Origin of the sequence: Pseudomonas sp. URMO17WK12:I6 (assembly GCF_003253625.1) — a bacterium.
Lineage (GTDB): Bacteria > Pseudomonadota > Gammaproteobacteria > Pseudomonadales > Pseudomonadaceae > Aquipseudomonas.
Genome location: NZ_QKYZ01000004.1, coordinates 186,649 through 204,837 on the forward strand (window position 1 = coordinate 186,649; position 18,189 = coordinate 204,837).

The 18,189-nt window shown below is 55.8% G+C and carries 19 protein-coding genes and 1 pseudogene; 10 read left to right on the forward strand and 10 right to left on the reverse strand.

The features are described from left to right. Window positions 1–10: 10 nt before the first annotated feature. Window positions 11–1,378 (forward strand): MBL fold metallo-hydrolase RNA specificity domain-containing protein, encoded by a 1,368-nt coding sequence (locus F475_RS09060; RefSeq protein ID WP_256597086.1) that lies wholly within the window; start codon window positions 11–13, stop codon window positions 1,376–1,378. Between the two features lie 70 nt (window positions 1,379–1,448). Here the strand turns inward: F475_RS09060 and F475_RS09065 are convergent, their stop codons facing one another. Continuing rightward, entirely contained in the window at window positions 1,449–2,345 is an 897-nt protein-coding gene (locus F475_RS09065) for a DMT family transporter (RefSeq protein WP_111453752.1), read from the reverse strand. Between the two features lie 90 nt (window positions 2,346–2,435). Between F475_RS09065 and F475_RS09070 the strand changes: the two genes are divergently transcribed. Further along, entirely contained in the window at window positions 2,436–3,767 is a 1,332-nt protein-coding gene (locus F475_RS09070; RefSeq protein ID WP_111453753.1) for a PLP-dependent aminotransferase family protein, read from the forward strand. 66 nt (window positions 3,768–3,833) lie between these two features. Here F475_RS09070 and F475_RS09075 read toward each other — a convergent pair whose 3' ends face one another. The 3 genes from F475_RS09075 to F475_RS09085 form a co-directional block, all read right to left on the reverse strand. Next, a complete protein-coding gene (locus F475_RS09075) occupies window positions 3,834–4,595 on the reverse strand; it encodes a hypothetical protein (protein WP_018928175.1) in 762 nt (253 codons plus the stop codon). Window positions 4,596–4,752: 157 nt separating this feature from the next. After that, window positions 4,753–5,124 (reverse strand): hypothetical protein, encoded by a 372-nt coding sequence (locus tag F475_RS30550; RefSeq protein ID WP_018928174.1) that lies wholly within the window; start codon window positions 5,122–5,124, stop codon window positions 4,753–4,755. 87 nt (window positions 5,125–5,211) lie between these two features. Beyond that, window positions 5,212–6,084, reverse strand: a complete 873-nt coding sequence (locus F475_RS09085) for a DUF3885 domain-containing protein (protein ID WP_256597087.1) — start codon at window positions 6,082–6,084, stop codon at window positions 5,212–5,214. On the opposite strand from F475_RS09085, the gene F475_RS09095 reads away from it, so the two are divergent. The 3 genes from F475_RS09095 (at window position 6,083) to mqo (ending at window position 9,402) form a co-directional block, all read left to right on the forward strand. Further along, the gene (locus tag F475_RS09095) at window positions 6,083–6,652 is read left to right on the forward strand and encodes a YceI family protein (protein ID WP_064616936.1); all 570 of its coding nucleotides are present in this window, start codon (window positions 6,083–6,085) and stop codon (window positions 6,650–6,652) included. The two genes, F475_RS09085 and F475_RS09095, sit on opposite strands and share 2 nt — an antisense overlap. Before the next feature lie 77 nt (window positions 6,653–6,729). Next, window positions 6,730–7,440 carry a GNAT family N-acetyltransferase gene (locus F475_RS09100; protein WP_111453754.1) on the forward strand — a complete coding sequence of 237 codons (711 nt, stop codon included), beginning with the start codon at window positions 6,730–6,732 and terminating at the stop codon, window positions 7,438–7,440. Between the two features lie 318 nt (window positions 7,441–7,758). Next, window positions 7,759–9,402: a malate dehydrogenase (quinone) gene (mqo, locus tag F475_RS09105; RefSeq protein WP_111453755.1), complete on the forward strand. Its 1,644-nt coding sequence runs from the start codon at window positions 7,759–7,761 to the stop codon at window positions 9,400–9,402. A gap of 92 nt (window positions 9,403–9,494) precedes the next feature. Here mqo and F475_RS30680 read toward each other — a convergent pair whose 3' ends face one another. The 3 genes from F475_RS30680 to F475_RS09120 are packed head-to-tail and all read right to left on the reverse strand — an operon-like array spanning window position 9,495 to window position 11,367. Then, window positions 9,495–9,755, reverse strand: coding sequence for a hypothetical protein (locus tag F475_RS30680; protein ID WP_256597088.1), 261 nt, complete (start codon window positions 9,753–9,755; stop codon window positions 9,495–9,497). Next, window positions 9,752–10,144 carry a T6SS effector amidase Tae4 family protein gene (locus F475_RS09115; RefSeq protein WP_111453757.1) on the reverse strand — a complete coding sequence of 131 codons (393 nt, stop codon included), beginning with the start codon at window positions 10,142–10,144 and terminating at the stop codon, window positions 9,752–9,754. Before F475_RS09115 ends, F475_RS30680 begins: the two co-directional genes overlap by 4 nt. Beyond that, the gene (locus tag F475_RS09120; protein ID WP_111453758.1) at window positions 10,111–11,367 is read right to left on the reverse strand and encodes a hypothetical protein; all 1,257 of its coding nucleotides are present in this window, start codon (window positions 11,365–11,367) and stop codon (window positions 10,111–10,113) included. The genes F475_RS09115 and F475_RS09120 overlap by 34 nt, the downstream gene beginning before the upstream one ends. Before the next feature lie 531 nt (window positions 11,368–11,898). On the opposite strand from F475_RS09120, the gene F475_RS09125 reads away from it, so the two are divergent. Both F475_RS09125 and F475_RS09130 read left to right on the forward strand, forming a co-directional pair. After that, on the forward strand, window positions 11,899–12,363 hold the full coding sequence (locus F475_RS09125; RefSeq protein ID WP_111453759.1) for a hypothetical protein: 465 nt from the start codon (window positions 11,899–11,901) through the stop codon (window positions 12,361–12,363). After that, complete coding sequence (locus F475_RS09130) at window positions 12,350–13,243, forward strand: tyrosinase family protein (RefSeq protein ID WP_018928164.1); 894 nt, start codon at window positions 12,350–12,352, stop codon at window positions 13,241–13,243. The genes F475_RS09125 and F475_RS09130 overlap by 14 nt, the downstream gene beginning before the upstream one ends. 6 nt (window positions 13,244–13,249) lie before the next feature. Here F475_RS09130 and F475_RS09135 read toward each other — a convergent pair whose 3' ends face one another. Then, window positions 13,250–14,143, reverse strand: a complete 894-nt coding sequence (locus tag F475_RS09135; RefSeq protein ID WP_111453760.1) for a LysR substrate-binding domain-containing protein — start codon at window positions 14,141–14,143, stop codon at window positions 13,250–13,252. 108 nt (window positions 14,144–14,251) lie between these two features. Here F475_RS09135 and F475_RS09140 point away from each other — a divergent pair, with 108 nt between their 5' ends. Both F475_RS09140 and F475_RS09145 read left to right on the forward strand, forming a co-directional pair. Next, window positions 14,252–14,626, forward strand: a complete 375-nt coding sequence (locus tag F475_RS09140) for a tautomerase family protein (RefSeq protein WP_111453761.1) — start codon at window positions 14,252–14,254, stop codon at window positions 14,624–14,626. Between the two features lie 105 nt (window positions 14,627–14,731). Continuing rightward, complete coding sequence (locus F475_RS09145) at window positions 14,732–15,061, forward strand: DHCW motif cupin fold protein (protein WP_018928161.1); 330 nt, start codon at window positions 14,732–14,734, stop codon at window positions 15,059–15,061. Between the two features lie 64 nt (window positions 15,062–15,125). On the opposite strand, the gene F475_RS09150 is transcribed toward F475_RS09145, so the two are convergent. Together F475_RS09150 and lysA are read right to left on the reverse strand one after the other, a co-directional pair. Further along, complete coding sequence (locus tag F475_RS09150) at window positions 15,126–15,773, reverse strand: VOC family protein (protein WP_111453762.1); 648 nt, start codon at window positions 15,771–15,773, stop codon at window positions 15,126–15,128. Window positions 15,774–15,831: 58 nt separating this feature from the next. Then, window positions 15,832–17,063, reverse strand: a pseudogene (lysA, locus tag F475_RS09155) (diaminopimelate decarboxylase). Window positions 17,064–17,190: 127 nt separating this feature from the next. Here lysA and F475_RS09160 point away from each other — a divergent pair. Further along, window positions 17,191–18,117: a LysR family transcriptional regulator gene (locus F475_RS09160; RefSeq protein WP_111453763.1), complete on the forward strand. Its 927-nt coding sequence runs from the start codon at window positions 17,191–17,193 to the stop codon at window positions 18,115–18,117. The last annotated feature ends 72 nt before the right edge of the window (window positions 18,118–18,189 follow it).

Consider the following 18,189-nt stretch of genomic DNA (forward strand, 5'->3'; position numbering starts at 1 on the left):
GGAAACGGCCATGCGAATGACATTTCTCGGTGCTGCGGGCACGGTCACGGGTAGCAAGTATTTGCTGGAACATCGCGACCAGCATGTGCTGATCGATTGCGGTCTGTTCCAGGGCTATAAACAACTGCGCTTGCACAACTGGGACCCGTTCCAGTTGCCGGTTCGCGACCTCGAAGCCATTGTGCTGACCCACGCTCATCTGGATCACAGCGGCTACCTGCCGGTATTGGTACGCAACGGTTATCGTGGCCCTGTATATGCCACGCCAGCCACCTGTGAATTGGTGAAAATCCTGCTGTGCGACAGCGGCCGCTTGCAGGAAGAAGAGGCCGAGTTCGCCAATCGCCACGGCTTCTCCAAACACTCTCCGGCCTTGCCGCTGTACACCGAGCAAGACGCTGAGCGGGCATTGAAATTGCTGCGGCCGGTGCAGTTGCACCACCGGGTCGACATTGTCCCGGGGATGAGCATTCTGTTGCGCGGAGCCGGGCATATTCTGGGCGCAGCGACCGTGGAAGTCATCGCCGATGGCATGACCCTGGTGTTTTCCGGGGATCTGGGGCGGCCGAACGATCCATTGATGTTTGCCCCGGAGACGATCGAGCAGGCCGATTATCTGCTGGTGGAGTCGACCTATGGTGACCGTCGGCATCCCGACGAATCCCCGGAAGATCAACTGGCCGAGGTCATCACCCGTACCGCGCTGCGCCATGGCATCACGCTGGTGCCATCGTTCGCGGTCGGTCGCGCGCAATTGCTGATGTATCACCTGTATCGCTTGCAACAAAAACGCGCGATTCCCGACCTGCCGATCTACCTCAACAGCCCCATGGCCACCGACGTCACGCGCTTGTACCAGCGTTTTCGCAGTGAACACCGGTTGTCCCTGGAAGAGTGCGAAGGCATGTGCCGTGTCACGCGTTTTGTGCGCTCAACCAGAGATTCCATCGAGCTGGACCAGCAGCGCACACCGGCGGTGATCATCGCCGCCAGCGGCATGGCCACTGGCGGGCGGGTGCTGCACCACCTCAAGGCGCTGGCGCCCAACCCACTCAATACGCTGCTGGTGCCGGGCTTTCAGGCGGGCGGCACCCGCGGCGCGCAGATCATCGCAGGCGCCCCGTCGGTACGTATTCACGGCAAGGACGTGCCGATTCGCGCCGAAGTGGTGCCGATGGAAACCCTGTCCGCACACGCCGACTGCGATGAAATCATGCTGTGGTTGCGCGGCTTCAAGCGGCCGCCGAAACACACCTATGTGGTACATGGCGAACCCAATGCCTCGGATGTATTGCGCCGGCGCATCAGCCTGGAGCTGGGCTGGTCGGTCTCGGTGCCGGAGTACCGCGACAGCGTGGAGCTGACGGGGCCTCTTTAGTACTCTGGCCACTATAGAAAAGGGGCTCTAAAAAAAGCCCCTGGCCGATTTGTTTCGCCACGCGAGCCGTCTATTTCGAGAACTTTCGTGCCCCGGCCACGCAAAGAATCACTGCCACGGTCACCCCCAGCATGGCAACGCTGACCTGCTCATGCAGCAACGTGGCTGCCAGTGCCAGGCCAAAAAATGGCTGCAGCAATTGAAGCTGGCCGACGGCGGCAATTCCGCCCTGAGCCAGCCCGCGGTACCAGAACACAAAGCCAATCAACATGCTGAACAGCGACACGTAAGCCAGGCTCAACCACGCGGGTGGGGTGATTGCCGAGAGCGAAGGCGGGGCCAGTAACCAGGTCAGCGGCGCCATGACGGGCAGCGACAGCACCAGCGCCCAAGAAATCACCTGCCAGCCTCCCAGAGTCTTGGAAAGCTTCGCACCTTCGGCATAGCCCAACCCGCACGCCAGGATCGCCAGCAACATCAGAACGTCCCCCGCAGGAGAGGCCGTCAGGCCTTGGGAGACGGCAAACCCCACCACCAGCAGGCTGCCCAGCACCGAGAAGAACCAGAACACCGGCCGGGGCCGCTCGCCGCCGCGCCAGACCCCGAACGCTGCGGTGGCGAGCGGCAACAGGCCAACGAAGACGATGGAGTGCGCAGACGTTACATATTGCAGCGCCAGTGCGGTCAACAGCGGAAACCCCAATACAACGCCCAAGGCCACGATGGCCAGGGAGAGCAGCTGATACCTGGCCGGGCGTTTTTCCTTGAACAGCAACAGCAAGCACAGCGCCACAAGGGCAGCGATACTGGCCCGGGCGACCGTCAGGAAGACCGGGTCGAACTGTAGAACGGCCACCCGTGTCGCCGGCAGCGAGCCGCTGAAGATGAGCACGCCGATGAACCCGTTGAGCCATCCGCTCGCGGTCTTTTCCGTGGTGTGCTGTTGCAGGTTCGATGTGCGTTCCATTCTGGATCCCCTTCATGCTCAGGTTGCATGGAAGGCATCGTATGGACGAAACTCAATACAATCAAAATATTGTCATGGATACATCTGCTCATGCCTCGTTCCCGCTACAAATCACTGGTGGATATGTTTGCCGCGGATATTCGTTCAGGGCGCCTGTTGCCGGGCACACGCTTGCCGACTCACCGTCAGTTGGCGACTACGGAAGGCCTGGCCCTGGTGACGGCTAGCCGGGTCTATGCGGAGCTGGAAGCCATGGGCCTGGTCAGCGGGGAGACGGGGCGGGGGACGTTCGTCAGGGAAACCTCGTGGTCGCCCAACCAGGCTATCGATCAACACAGCGTTGCCGCCGGCATGACCGACCTGAACTTCAACTATCCGGCGCTTCCCGGGCAGGCCGAATTGTTGCGCAATGCCCTGCGTCAGCTCGCCTCGGCCGGTGATCTGGAAGCGTTGCTGCGCTACCAGCCACACGCCGGGCGACCCCATGAGCGCGCCGCTGTAGCGCGCCATCTGCGCGTTCGAGGGCTGACGGTCGAGGCTGAGCAAGTGCTGATCGTCACCGGCGCCCAGCAAGGGCTGGCGGTGACGATGATGGCGCTGTTGCAACCTGGTGACGTGATTGCCGCGGACGCGTTGACCTACCCGGGGTTCAAGGTCCTGGCCGACACGCTGCACCTTGAAATCGTGCCCATTCCGGTGCTCGATCACGGGCCTGATCTGCAAGCGCTGGAAAGCCTGTGCCGGCATCGACGCGTGCGGGCCGTGTACACGATGCCGACCCTGCACAATCCGCTGGGCTGGGTGATGAGTGCCGAGCAACGGGAGCACCTGGTGACGATTGCGCGCCAGCATGGGCTGCTGATCATTGAAGACGCCGCTTACGCCTTTCTCGCGGAGAATCCGCCCGCACCGCTGGCGGTACTCGCCCCCGAGAGGACGATTTATGTGTCAGGGCTCTCCAAAAGCGTGGCCACCGGACTGCGCGTCGGCTTCGTCGCCGCCCCCCTGCAGAACGTGCCCGCGCTGGAACGCACAATCAAAGCGACCACCTGGAATACCCCGGGTGTGATGACGGCGATTGCCACCACCTGGCTTGACGACGGCACCGTCATGCAACTGGAAGCCGAAAAGCGCCGGGACGCGCAGGCCAGGCAAATCGTGGCCGGCGAGGTACTGGCGGGGCTGCGCTGTATTCGCCACCCCTCGTCGTATTTTCTTTGGCTGCCATTGTCGGAAGACGCACGGGCCGACCAGATCGCCATGGCGTTGATGCGGGAAAACGTCTCGGTTTCAACCGCCGAACCGTTTGCCACATCGGCCAACGTTCCACATGCGTTTCGCCTGGCGCTGGGCTCCGTGGAGATGGGGGCGCTCAGGGAGGCGCTGGAGAAAGTGAAGTGGGTGGTTGGGGCTTATACATAGTCTCGTTATTACCGAAGAGTATGTGCCTACGCCGTAGTGGTCGGTAGAGAGCCTTTATTCCAACAACTAGCGCATTACAATCTCACTGAATTTGACGGTAAGCGTCTCATCATTCCCATCTCGAAACACCAACTTGATCGCTGGTGTTTTGCTGAGTTTGCTGTTGCTCTGCTGGAAGATCAGCGTAACGCGTGTAGGTACGTTGCGAATCAGCTGAAAGCGCAGCCAGGCGTTGTCCTCGACCTGGCCCACCCGGATCGACTCGAACTTCAGTGGACCGCCAGACTCGTCGAATAGCCGGGTGCCGTCGTCGAAGCGAAAGCTGCGGTCTACGTTCAGATTGGTCAGTTCAAAAGTGCAGGTGGGCAGACGGCCGATGTTCTCGCAACCCTCCAGTTCGATGCGAATGTTATCCAGCACTTCCATGCGTTTGCCGAGCAGGTTGTTGCCTTCGTTTTCGACTATTTTGGCTTGCAGTTTGGCGAACTCGAAAGAGGGCTTGGCGTATTCGGTGCCTAGGATGAAGAAGCCGAAAGACAAGCCGGCGATCATGAAAAACTGCAAGGCGCCGCGGAGCATCGGCGTGAAATTACGAATCTGCCAGCCGATTGAAACGGCTCCCAGAAATATAAATGCACTCACCAGCAGGACCACGTTTTTCCAGCTGATGAAGCTGAAACCGAACACGCTCGGGTCCGGCACGGCATAGGTGATTAACGCCCACATGGCGCCCAGCACGACGCTGAGGCCTGCCATGCCGCGGGTGATCAACGAGGTGAATTTCTGAGTGCGGGTAAGCGGTATTGCTGAGTCTTGCTGGGATATCACGGTGCTGATTCCTTGTTCCGTAGCCGATCGTCCGTCCTTGAAGGTGACTGTCAGGCTGTAGCAATATAAAACCTTGAGAAATCAAGGTCAGAGCCTGGTTGTGGCAGGGGGCCATTATCCAGTAATGGCAGGCTGGGTAAAGACGTGGGAGCATCAATCACGAGTAGGTGAATGGCTCAAGAAAAATTTGCGGATCAATCCAGAGTCTTAAACCATAAGGAATGACTGAATAGCCGTCGTAGCGACCCGAGAAGGTATTAGACGCAGCGAACTCTAAAAAACGACCACGTTTATCGTTAACGACGCGTATACCCGGGCAATCGAGCATTGAGTACCGCACTATTGGGTTTGGTAGCGGAGCCGCCCACAGCTGGACTTCAACATCGCAATCAAATTGCCAAATGGTCAATTGCAGTCTGACAGCGCCCTGTTCGACGATGTACTGGTGCGAGATCCCGGACTCTCCTTCAGAAGGAGCAACCCCAAGTACGTTGAAAAGGTCAAACGGGTCCCATATCAGTGGTGGCATTGCACTTTCCTTTATCGAAGAGCAGTTCGGGTTGTTTCACGCCCCATCGAGCCCAAATTTTTTGGAGTCCAGGCGTCGTTGTCAGCGTTATCTACAATGGGGTTCCTGGACTCCGAATACCTCATCCATCACTGGTCGATCATGGGTTAGTAAAAAATGCTGATGTTTCTGATACAGCTGCGCCAGGGCAGTCCTGTTCGGTCCGACGACATCCATGCCGCGATCATCGTAGGGAAATGCCATAACCTGCAGGTTCAGGTTGAAAAAGTAGATGTCACAAAACGGGCGGGGCCGAATGTCTCCAATGTCCTTCGCCAATGCACACCATAGAAAGTTCTGAAGTAGCGACAATGGGGCATGAAAGGCGACATTTACCCAATGCTCTTCTTCATGTTCATTAAACCAATTGTCCGGATGAATGGGGTTAAGCCATCGGGAATGATTCGAGGGGATCTTGATACCGGCCGCCCGAAGCTCCGCTAGAACAGGTCGGTGTGCAAATGGATTTGCTCCGGAACGAACACGAAGACAGACAACGAGCGATCCTTCCTCGGAGAATATGTCCTCGCAAATGCACCGTGCTTTTTGAAGCGCCAGGAGAAACTGTTCAATGGCAGTTCCCTTTTCGGAAAGGCTGAATCGCAAACCTCCCGGGTAGGAATAGAACAGTGGCCGTTCGAAGGCTTTTCTTTCGAAAACCTCGTCAATTTCACGCTGTAGGTTCACTACTTTACGGTCCTTCGTAAGAGGAGTTAGTAAAAGGGAGTCGGCGGCCAAGAGCACAACTTTAGGCACATCGGGCTTTCCGGCGAGTCCAAAGACCCGTGGGGCCGGGCTTTTGAGGAGCAGGGGCTCTGCTGGGCTGGAATAACCCTCGAATATTTGCTTAAGTCCAGCTATCGCAGCCACACGGGTGCTGCACTTCAATCCCTGAAGGGCATTCCACCCGGAGAATTCCATGTCTCTTCGATTCCCGCGTTTAGCCGCATTGCTCGCCATCCTCACGATCGGCGTCTTGCCCTGTGCCCAAGCCGTTGAATACACCCGGGTCAACACCACCGCCAGCAAGATCTCCTTCACCTATAACCAGTTCGGCTCCAGGGTGTACGGCACCTTCGGCAAATTCGACGCCACGCTCGATTTCGACACGGCAAACCCCACCGCGGCCCACGCCAGGATGACCATCGACCTTGCCAGCATCGACGCCGGCAGCAGCGATGCCAATACCGAGCTGCAAAAGCCTGCCTGGTTCAACACGGCGGACTATCCGGTGGCGACCTTTGAATCGACTCGGGTAAAAGCGCTGGGCAATCAGCGCTATCTGATCACCGGCAAACTTAACCTCAGGGGCATGACGCGTGAGCTGCAGGTAAAGGTGCTGTTGAAGCCGGAGCAGGCCATCGGGATTTTCGATGGCAACATCATTCTCAAACGCAGTGACTTCAAGATCGGGGAGGGGGAGTGGGCCGATACGGTGGTCTCCAACGACATCGACATCCGCTTCCGCATCGTCGCGCCGCAGCGTTGATTTTCCTGCGAGGGGCTCGATCTGTGACAATGGCGGGGCTGATGCTCAGTAAGCCTTAACCCGGAGTCAGAAACGCAATGCCCCAGCTCACCCACTTTGCCACTCCATGCCCGGAGCCCATCAACAGCCAGATTCTGCAGATGGTCGTCGACAACCTGACCGACATCAGCATGGTAGGCATCGCGCCGAGCAACCCGTTGTACAACGTCTATCAATACGCGGTGGGTTATGAGGTTCATCTCTACCTGGAAGCGCTCGGCGGCGCCAAAGGCATTGCGGTCGAGTTGATCGTCGCCATGGATGATGAAGATCCCGAGAAGGTCATCGGGTTTTTGCTGTACCTGCCGGTCAAGGACGATCCCGAGGCCTGCGGCGTGGCGTACATGGCGGTGCAGGCCAGTCACCGGCGACAGGGTGTCGCGCGGGCGATGCTGCAAGATATGCTCGGTCGCTACCCCCATGCCGAGTTGACATGCACCGTCGCCAAAGTGCCCTGGTTCGAGTCGGTGGGCTTTCAAGTGCTGGGCGTGCGCGGCACTCAGGTGCTGATGAACACCCGGGATCACGCCACTGAAGGCCTGATGGGCCTGTTGGATGTCACCTCGATCTACAGTTCTTTGGAGGTGCGGCAGATACATACGTATCTGCTGCAAAAACACGGCAAGCGGGCAATGATCGATGCAGAAAAGCAGCGCGACCGGCATCTCGACCAAATGACGCGCAACGCCAAGGCGTTTGTGCTGGATCGTTTGAGCAAAAACGCCGAGCACGGGCCTCGTCCCGTCTAGACTGTCGAGTCCTTTCGGGCGCGCAGGCTGGCCGAGGCGTGATATTCTGTCGCATTAACTTGGTTTGACTTATTCGGTTCGTACGTCCACAGACGTGCGACAGAATCAATGTCGCTCAAGTAGCTGAGCCAATAATGATAAGAAGTCAGTGCACGAGGGACATATAACTGAGGTCGATGGAGACACGTCGGCCTTGTGTGCCCACCTTCAAATCTTTCTGAATGCAGAAACCCGCGGCACGCTGCCTGCGTACCCGTGAACCTGGGTTGCTCATGAATGAGGGTTGGAGGCGGATGGCGTTTATCATAGGTGCTACAAATGTTTAAGAAACTGAACACAGCCCTGCTGGGGCTGGCTTTGTCGATGGGGATCACGTCCGCTTACGCGGAGGCAAAGAAAGTCGATGTGCTGCTCATTGGCGGCGGCATCATGAGTGCAACGTTGGGTGTGTGGCTCAATGAGCTGGAACCCGACTTGTCGATGGAAATGGTCGAGCGCCTCGATGGCGTCGCCCTGGAAAGCTCCAACGGCTGGAACAACGCCGGTACCGGTCACTCCGCCCTGGCCGAGTTGAACTACACCCCGGAAGACGAGAATGGCAAAGTTCAGATCACGAAAGCCGTTGAAATCAACGAAGCCTTCCAGATCTCCCGTCAGTTCTGGGCCTGGCAGGTTCAGCAAGGCGTGCTGAAGAACCCGCGTTCGTTCATCAACTCCACTCCGCACATGAGCTTTGTGTGGGGCGATGACAACATCAAGTTCCTGAAGAAGCGCTACGAAGCCCTGCAAGCAAGCCCGCTGTTCGCCGGCATGCAGTACTCCGAAGACCCGGCAGTGATCAAGAAATGGGTTCCGCTGATGATGGAAGGGCGTGACCCGAACCAGAAAGTCGCGGCCACCTGGAGCCCGCTCGGTAACGACATGAACTTTGGCGAGATCACCCGCCAGTTCGTCGCGCACCTGCAAACCACGCCGAAGTTCGACTTGAAGTTGTCTAGCGAAGTGCAAGACATCACCAAGAACGCAGACGGCAGCTGGCGCGTCAGCTACAAAAACCTGAAAGACGGCACCAAAACCGAAACCGACGCCAAGTTCGTGTTCATCGGCGCGGGCGGCGGTGCACTGCACCTGCTGCAGAAGTCCGGCATTCCTGAAGCCCAGGAATACGCAGGCTTCCCGGTTGGCGGCTCGTTCCTGGTCACCGATAACCCGGCCATCGCCGAACAACACCTGGCCAAGGCCTACGGCAAAGCCTCCGTTGGCGCACCGCCAATGTCGGTTCCGCACCTGGACACCCGTGTCCTGGACGGCAAGCGCGTCATCCTGTTTGGCCCATTCGCGACCTTCAGCACCAAGTTCCTCAAAGAAGGCTCGTACCTGGACCTGCTGAGCACCACCACCACGCACAACGTGTGGCCAATGACCCGCGTCGGCATCAAGGAATACCCACTGGTCGAGTATCTGGCAGGCCAACTGATGCTGTCTGACGAAGACCGCATGAATGCCCTGAAAGAATACTTCCCGAATGCCAAAGCCGAAGACTGGCGCCTGTGGCAAGCCGGCCAGCGCGTGCAAATCATCAAGCGTGATGAAGCCGCCGGTGGCGTGCTGAAGCTGGGTACCGAAATCGTTGCTTCGCAAGACGGCACCATCGCCGGCCTGCTGGGCGCATCGCCAGGCGCGTCGACTGCCGCACCGATCATGCTGACCGTGCTGCAGAAAGTGTTCAAGGACAAGGTTGCCACCCCAGCCTGGCAGGAAAAACTGCACCAGATCGTGCCTAGCTACGGCACTCAGCTGAACAACAGCCCTGAGAAAGTGGCTCAAGAGTGGGCTTACACCGCCAAGGTGCTGGAGCTGACTCCGCCGCCGGCGATTGGTCAGGTGGCGGCTCCGGCTGCTGCTCCGGCGGCTCCGGCTAAGGCGCCGAAGGCCAATGCTGCGACGGATATGGCTCTGTAACTAGAAGCCCTGTCAAAAGCCCACTGAACCGGTGACGGTCAGTGGGCTTTTTTGTGGGCGAAAGATCAAAAGATCGCAGCCTTCGGTAGCTCCTACGTGTTCGTGGTGTTCGTGGTGTTCGTGGTGTTCGCGTGTCGCAGATATCGCCGATACAAAACGACACCCATGACAACCGAAAGCAACCCAACCCCCGCATTACCCAAAAGCCAAATTGCAAAGTTCCGACTTTGGTCTGCCTCACTCTCGTAGAACGGCCCAAAGTAGCCAGACACTGTCACGAATATCAAATTAAACGCCCCAACGGCCAGGGCAACAACAAGGATGACGAACAATGCCCCTTTAACAATTTTCATATGACCTTCCAAAACCATATTTCCTTCGACTCGTGGTAGTCGGAGAAACTGCCCTCAATGGAAAAACCCAACTGAATACGAGGGTAGCTCAGCCAGTCCGTGAGTCTACGCCCGTTCCATAAATCGATATGATCGCCGCTGCGATTGCCGAAAGTCTCGTTTCCTCGGCGCCAGAAATCCTTGAAGAAAATGATGCCTTGTTGCCCTTCAAGATCATCTTCGAAGTCCTTTGGCTTTATCTTTTTGATGGCGTGTAGCCCGGGTATTTTGGCTTGGCTTAACGCCTGCGCAATTTCTTCTGCTGCCGTCCCGACGCGACTGTATATCCGGTACGTGAAGTAGCATTGCCAGTCGCTCACCGTAACTTTGCCTTTGCCTTCTTCAAACATTCATCCATTGCTCTTTCTTGCACTGCTAATATCTTGTTTTGAGGTTGATAGAGTCCCGACACGGTTGTATATCCGGTACGTGATGCGGCATTGTCAGTCGCTCCCTGTAACTTTTCTTTTTCCTTCTTCAAACATTCATCCAATGCTCTTTCTTGCTCTGCCGATACATCGATTTGAGGTTGATGGTTTTCCTGGGTGGCTATATATCCACTGCTGTCATCATTGGGCTCATTGTTTTTAATGGCCCCATCCTTCAAGCGCTCCGATGAACTAGCTATTTCGTTTGAATTACTATCGTCTTTCTTGTTTTTAGTCGCAGCCTGGCTTGAGTTCTGACTGACAGTGTTGTCACTCGATGTCACGGTGTTTGCGGTGAGTGTATCACTAGCTTTATTAGATTTCAGAGGGTGGGCGGCGGGAGCGGAGACGGTGTCTAATTTAACTGTTGGCTTGTTTTTTTTCGTCGACTTATTGCTATTTTTTTGCGTTTTCTTGGCCATTGAAAAAGCAGAGTTCAGTTCTTTTTTGTTCTTGTGGATAAGACTGTCAATCGGCACGTAGCTAATAATTTGGTTGGGTTTTCTTTTGATATTTGAATTATAAAATTTCACTTGCTTCTGCGTTAGCTGGATGTCGGCAACAGGCGACAATCGAATGAGGCCAGAAATCGCCTCGCGAGCAATAGCATATGTCAGTTGATCAAGGCTGTAAGAAAAGCTATTGCTGGTTTTTGGTATGGCAGAGGGGGGCGCTATTAATTCAATGGCACTGTCATGCCTGGAGAGTATTTTTCCTGCCGCTAAATCTTTATATGTGTAAACAACATTGCATTTCGATCGAGTCCCGCCTCGGGCGTTGCTTATAGATACTGAAGATATTTCTGTACTTATTTCAATGCGGCCGCTGTAATGTCCAAATTCGATAAAGCGATCACTGTTATGAATTTCTTTCTGGGTCGCATTCTTGATGGAATTTCCCCAGTTTGAAATTTGTAATTCACCTGGAAAGTTGTTGTCTGTATCTGTATTTTCTTTGGTTTTTATTTCTGCAGGAAGCACAATAACATCTACATTGTATGCAAGGTCATAATAGTCAATATCAGGAACAATGCTCTTGTTTCTTTCGCTTGAGACTTCTGAATAATTTCTTATGTTGGCACAACTCGTCACTCCGAAAAAGCTAAAAGCCAGCACGAGTAAGGCAGTTATTTTTTTTGTCGACATGTTACCCTCCCATAATTATTGATTAAGGGCTTGCGTTGTCGTTGACGCATAACAATGATTGGGCCGAATTCGGCGATAACGAAATAATAGAAGCCTCTAGATAACTCTGCGCTACCAATTCCGACTTTTTTAAAAGTCTATATAAATCATAGGCCTATATTTCACGCCCAACCCCTGAGCTGTAATCGCGCGACTTCTGTTTTTTGACGTCAATATCCTGTTGGGTCAGATTGATCCGCAGGAGTAGGTGAAGTTCAAGACGGTATCTACGGTCACCAACTGCCTGTGCTCAACCAGTTCAGGCATATAACTGGGAGCCATGAAGTCAAGGCTCACCACTGGTCTTTCTGATCATTCTTTCCTGGCAAGGGATCAGAGGACTGGCAGCCGTGTTCAAACTGAATGTCCGCCCCCCAGGAGAGATGCATCCGGTCCCATTATTCTGGCTTCAACAGCATCTCTACCCATCACCAACTACACTTTCTCCAGCCAGTCCGGGCAATCGTCCGGGGGCACACTCCAGGAGGAATCATGACAGGGAAAAATGTCTCCAGCCCTGAACCCTCAGCTACCGAAGCCAACGTGCTGTTGAGCCCGCCCGACATAGCTGCTCTCGCCGAGATATCCATCACTGATCCTGACAAAATGCACCCTGCGTGGATCAAGGAGCAGTTTCCCGAGTACGTGGACCCGCATGCAGGCCATGAGGCCAGGACGGTTCGCGAGATTAATCACAAAGGGCACGTTGTCCGGATCGTGACCACCTACCAGGTGGAGGTGGATGGGGCCCCGGTCCAGGCGCATCTGTTTGTGGACGATGCTGGACAGGTCCATACGCATGCCACTCCATTCGTTTCTTACGGATCGGCTCTCGATTTGATGACAGCGGTGATCGATGCCTATCCCGAGTCTTTCGCCAAGGGCAATGGCGACGGGGGAGAGCACTCCGACCATCCCGTTCACCATGATCACGGAGCACATCATGATCAGGTCTAATGCTGTCAAAGATCTCGCGGCGCTTCAGAAATACGTCGAAGGGGTGAAACTGCTCAAGGATCCTGCGCTGAATCCCTGGCCTGGGCAGGCCAATCTCTCGATTTATGACTCCTTGGTGGCCTGGCACCACCGGGCCATGATGATTTCAACGCCTGCGGGGCAGATGGCCAGGAATGCTGCGCATGGAGGCCCATCATTTTTACCGTGGCATCGCTACTTTCTAGTGCGGCTGGAATCGTTGCTTCGCAAAGCGGTAAATGACCCACACTTTCGAATTCCATATTGGGACTGGAACACTGACGCGGAACTTCAGGACCCCAGGACATCAGTCATCTGGTCGAATCAGTACCTTGGACAGTTCGTGGACGGGAAGTGGCGGGTACGACTGATGGGTGATGGCCGCACCATGGAACTGGGCCGGGTAAACCGCCCCCTGGTGCGTTATCTGGGGGGAGGTGGGGCGCTGCCCAGCCGAGCCAATGTACGCAAGGTCATCCAGGAAAATACCCTGTATGACAAAGTGCCCTACGACGCGGCGCAATCCACCGGTGGTGCGCGCAACTACATCGAGGGATGGACTGGCAAAGAACGCATTCACAACAACGTCCATGTGTGGGTCGGCGGTGACATGGGGTTGTCGTCTTCGCCAAACGACCCGGTGTTCTTTCTGCATCATTGCAATGTCGACCGGCTCTGGGCAGCATGGCAAGCGAAGCATCCCGCCGCCGCTTACGTACCTGACGCAGCGGCTCCCGATACACTCAAGTTCCATCGGATCGATGACCCGATGTACAGCCCTTTTCCGGAAAAGGTGACGCCTCGAGATGTTCTGAATTACAGCCAGTACTACAAGTACGACACTTTGAGCGACCTGCTTTAGGCAGCATCAAGCGGGGGAGTCTCTAGTCATACTGAGCGCCTGCTCTTGCAGACTCGTTTGTATCAACGCAGCCAATTGTCGGGGGGCAGGCGCCAAGTGTTCTGCCCCTCGATAAAGCACATAGCCGAGGGTCGGCAGCGGGGGTAGACCGGCAATCACGGCGAGATGCCCTGGCAGACCAATGCGGGTTCGCAACGTGAGGCCCAAACCGGCCGCAACGGCCGCCCAGATTCCACCAACGCTGGGGCTGGTCAGCGCGATTCGCCAGGGAATCCGCGCCTCATCCAGTGCCTGGGTGGCCGCGCTGCGCAACACGCAAGGGGCGTCGAACATGATCAATGGCAGGGGGGAATCGACAGAGCGGTTGATGGGGGGCGAGTCACGAGGCCCGATCCAGTGCATCTGCGTTTCACCCAGGTGCGTGGCGTAGGGGGACTTGTGCCCTGTGTCCCAAGACAGGGCCAGGTCCAGGCCGCCGCTGTCGATCAATGCAAGCAGTTCGGCATTGCGCGCGATCCTGACTTCGAGGCTCACCATCGGGTACATCTTGACGTAGCGTCGCAGAATGTCGCTGAGAAAGTGTTCGCCAAAGTCTTCCTGAAGCCCCAGGCGTACCGTGGCGGCGGTCTGGCTTTCGTGCAGGGTCTGGAAAATGCTGTCGTTCAGTTCAAGCAGTCGGCGTGCATGGCTGAGCAGGGTTTCACCCACCGGCGTCAACACCAGCCCTCGACCGGATTTTGACAGCACTGGCGTGCCTACCTGTTCCTCAAGCTTCTTGAGTTGTGCGCTCACGGCAGACGTCGAGCGGTTGAGCCGATCCGCCGCCTTGGCGAAGCTGTTGAACTCCACGCCGGTCACGAAAGTACGCAGCACATCAAGATCGAAGGTCGGACGGCGCATCGAATCATCCATTAATTCGGGACTAAGGCCGCTATTAAATCTGATATTCGGAATGATCGCGACTTGATAGTTTTCCCCTGTCAGTTGGATTTTCAGGAGTAGGTCTTAATGCCATTTGCACGTATTTCACTGCACCGGGGAAAATCTGCCGAGTATTTACAGGCCCTCTCACAAGGGCTGCACGACGCCTTGGTAGAAAGCTTCGAAGTGCCGATGGCTGATCGATTCCAGGTCATTCACCAACATGAAACGGGCGAGCTGATCTTTGATCCCGACTACCTGGGCGGTCCTCGTAGTGATGACTTTGTGCTGATTGCGATTACTGCCGGTCGCCCTCGAGACATCGAGACGAAACAGCGTTTTTATCGCAACCTGGTCGAGAGACTGGGCCGAGCGCCGGGCATCGATTCTGAGGACGTGATGGTGGTGATTACCACGACCGCGGCAGATGAGTGGTCGTTTGGTGGCGGGCGGGGCAACTAGTTTTTGCTCTCAAGCCTGTATTCCGTAAATGTGGGCTATCTGTGTCTATCGGCAGCGTGGCCCGGTTGATAGGGTCCGTATTCACTTCAAGTTGATGAGGCAATAATGGACCTTACCGCCATCCCCTTTGGGACTACCGATTGGTCGAAGATTGAACCGGTCGAACATGCCGGCCAGACGGGCATGGCCTATTGGCGGACCTGCCAGTTTGGTTCAACGCGTGTGCGGATGGTTGAATACAGCCCCGGATATCTGGCCGATCACTGGTGCTGGAGAGGTCACATCCTGTTGTGCCTGGAAGGCGAGTTACACACAGAACTGGAAGATGGCCGCCAGTTCACGCTGACTGCCGGAATGAGCTATCAGGTGGGCAACGATGCCGAGGGACATCGCTCGTTTACCACTAGCGGTGCGAAGTTGTTCATTGTGGATTGATGCGTCGGTTTACGTCCGCTGACGGTAATGCAATGTCTGCACAGATGAATATCCGGAGTGCGACTCACACTCTCGCAATCGTCAATGTTTTTAAGCCATTTGGCGTTTGAATATGCGCGAGCAGATGGGGTGTCGAAGCATCTTTGAGCGCATGAAGATAAACCGGACCGGAAAAGTTTATGGCCGTCAGAATAGCGTTGACTCTTTCCGGGTCCGTATGGAAGACGTCCAATGCCAGCAGAGAACAGCCTTTATCTTGGAGTGCGCTCGCGGGATGAGTCCCATGTCCCCATTGAATTATGGTGGGGGCTGATCCTGCCAAGGGAAGGCCTCCGTCCTTCGGTATCGTTATTTGCCAGGACAATGTTCCTCGTGTCATAGGTTCGACAACCCCGACGATGTCGTGGCAGGAATCACTAATAGTGTGGATATCGTCGGTCCGTGCAACCCATGTCGCCAGGCGCGCCGGCGAGTTGGGAGTAAGTTGATCAAGGCCGAACCAGCGAGGTCGGTCCGGGCATTTGGCTGATGGGGCCACGGCAATCACTTCCAGGTAGAGCTGGGGGCCAAGGCGAAGCAACCTGTTGTGGGTGCCCATGCGTGGATGGGCACCGCCCGGTTGAAGGTCGACACCTAGCAAGTCAGTGACGAACGCGCAGCCTGTATCGAGGTCCGGCGCCACGATAACAAGGTGATCGATAGTGCTTTTCACGTACTCAGCTCCTTCAATGGATTTTTATCAAGCGATTGTTTCGATCACCGACTGGCTTTTAAAGCCCCAACTCCAAGGCCAGCAAATCCGACAATGGCTGCGGGCGTCGAATCAATCTAGCTTGCCCTTGCTCGATCAACACTTCGGGCAACAGTGGCCGGCTGTTGTAGTTGGATGACATCGAGGCACCGTACGCGCCGGTATCGTGCATGACCAGCAAGTCGCCAACCTGCGCTTCAGGTAGCAAACGGGGTGTGACCCCCTGTTCATCCTGCGTGAAAATATCACCGGATTCGCACAAGGGACCTCCCACTGCACAGAGGTGCTCCGCACGACTGACCGGGACACCCTGGGAGTCCAGCAAGGTCATGTGGTGATAGGCGCCATAGAGGGCTGGTCGCATCAGGTCATTAAAGCCGGCATTCACCAGGACGAAGTTTCGACTGCCCACTTTTTTTACCGCACGGACTTCGGTGACCAAATAGCCGCTACCAGGAATCGGCCCGGCTCGATCTCCATCCGTACCGGGTGAGCGAGAAAAGCCTCGATGTCCTGTTTGGCCTGGCGCCAGGCGTTCGCATAACGCTGGATATCCACCGGCTCATCCCCCACACGATAAGGTGTGGAAAGCCCCCCGCCGATGGAGAATGCTTCGATATCGTGGTCGAGTGCCTTCACGGCCGAGACCATTGCGTAGCCCACTTGCTCAAGGTGTACGTAATCCACACCGGAACCGATATGCATGTGCAATCCCACCAGTTTCAGTCCGAATTGCCGAATCACGCTGAGGGCTTCCTGAACCTGACCATGCCAGATTCCATGCTTGCTGTTTTCACCACCGGTATTGGTCTTGCGGCTGTGGCCGTGGCCGAACCCAGGATTGATCCGCAGCCAGACGCGATGGCCCGCAGACTGTTGGCCCAATTGACGGAGCATATCAATCGAGCCGGTATTGACCTCAATGTTCAGTTCGACGACGCGTCGCAATGTCGCTTCATCGAACAGATCACAGGTCAGAACAATACCCGCCGGGTCACCTGCTGGGCTGTATCCAGCGAGCAGCGCCCGCTCGATTTCACCCAGTGATACGGCATCGATCCGCACGCCTTGTTCGCGGATCAACCGGAGAATATGCAGGTTCGAGCAGGCTTTTTGCGCATATCGAATGACATCGAAGCCTTGCAGTTGGTCGATGCGTGCCCTGATGGTCTGGGCGTCATAACACCAGAGCGGGGTGCCGTGCTGTCTCGCAGTCTCGGCTAATGGCAGGAAAACGGAATGATTGGGCATGGAGGTATTCAATCTGAAGTAAAGAGAGAAGCCATCATGTCGACCATTCTGTATTCAATAAAATATCTATTCTTTGCTGGTCGATTCAGTTTTGATATGGGACTTGATCAACTGGCGGAGGCCAGATGTGGGAATTTCCATACGGCATATCGAAGTCTTCCGCGCCATCATGCAGGCAGGGAGCGTCACCGGCGCAGCGCGTTTACTATTTACTTCCCAACCCACGATCAGCCGAGAACTGGCGCGGCTTGAAAGTATCTCTGGCCTTCGGCTGTTTGACCGAGAGGGAGGGAGACTGGTACCGACGGCTCAGGCCATTATGCTGTTCGAAGAGGTAGAACAGTCCTACATTGGGTTGGAACGAATCAACAGCGTTGCACAATCGATTCGTCGCTTCGAACATGGCCAACTGAGCATTGCCTGTCTTCCGATGTTGTCCCAGACCTTGTTGCCCAAGGCCTGTAAGCACTTTCAGCAACGGCATGTCGGCATAGGCTTGAGCATTGCTGCACAGGAATCCCCCTTACTGGAAGAGTCACTCAGCGCCCAGCGTTACGACCTCGGACTGACCGAAGGTGAGCATGTACCTCGAGGCACCCAAGGGGAGTTGCTCTTTTGTTCCGACATGGTCTGCATACTTCCAGAGGGTCACCCTTTGCTGTCCAGGTCACTCCTCGTAATGGAAGACTTTTGCGGTGTCGATTTCATCAACTTTTCGGGTCTGGATATCTATCGTCAGACGCTCGATGAGCACTTTCGCCGGGCCGGAGTCGATCGGCATACCGTCATCGAAACAACCAACGCCACATCGGTCTGCGCCATGGTCAGGCAACAGTTGGGGGTAGCGATTATCAACCCGTTGACTGCCGTGGAGGAGTCAGGCAGAGGATTGGCCATTCGGCCGATCAGCGTGTCTATTCCCTATCGCGTTATGTTGATCAGGCCTGACTATCGACCCTCGTCAATCTTCGTCGACGCCTTCTGCAGCTCGTTGAAAGATGAGGCGTTGTGTCTCACCCATACACTCGACAAGAGATTAGAGAGCGCCAATTGAAGAGTCGTAGCTACAAAAGATCAAAAGATCGCAGCCTTCGGCAGCTCCTACGCGGTCCTGTGTAAAAACACC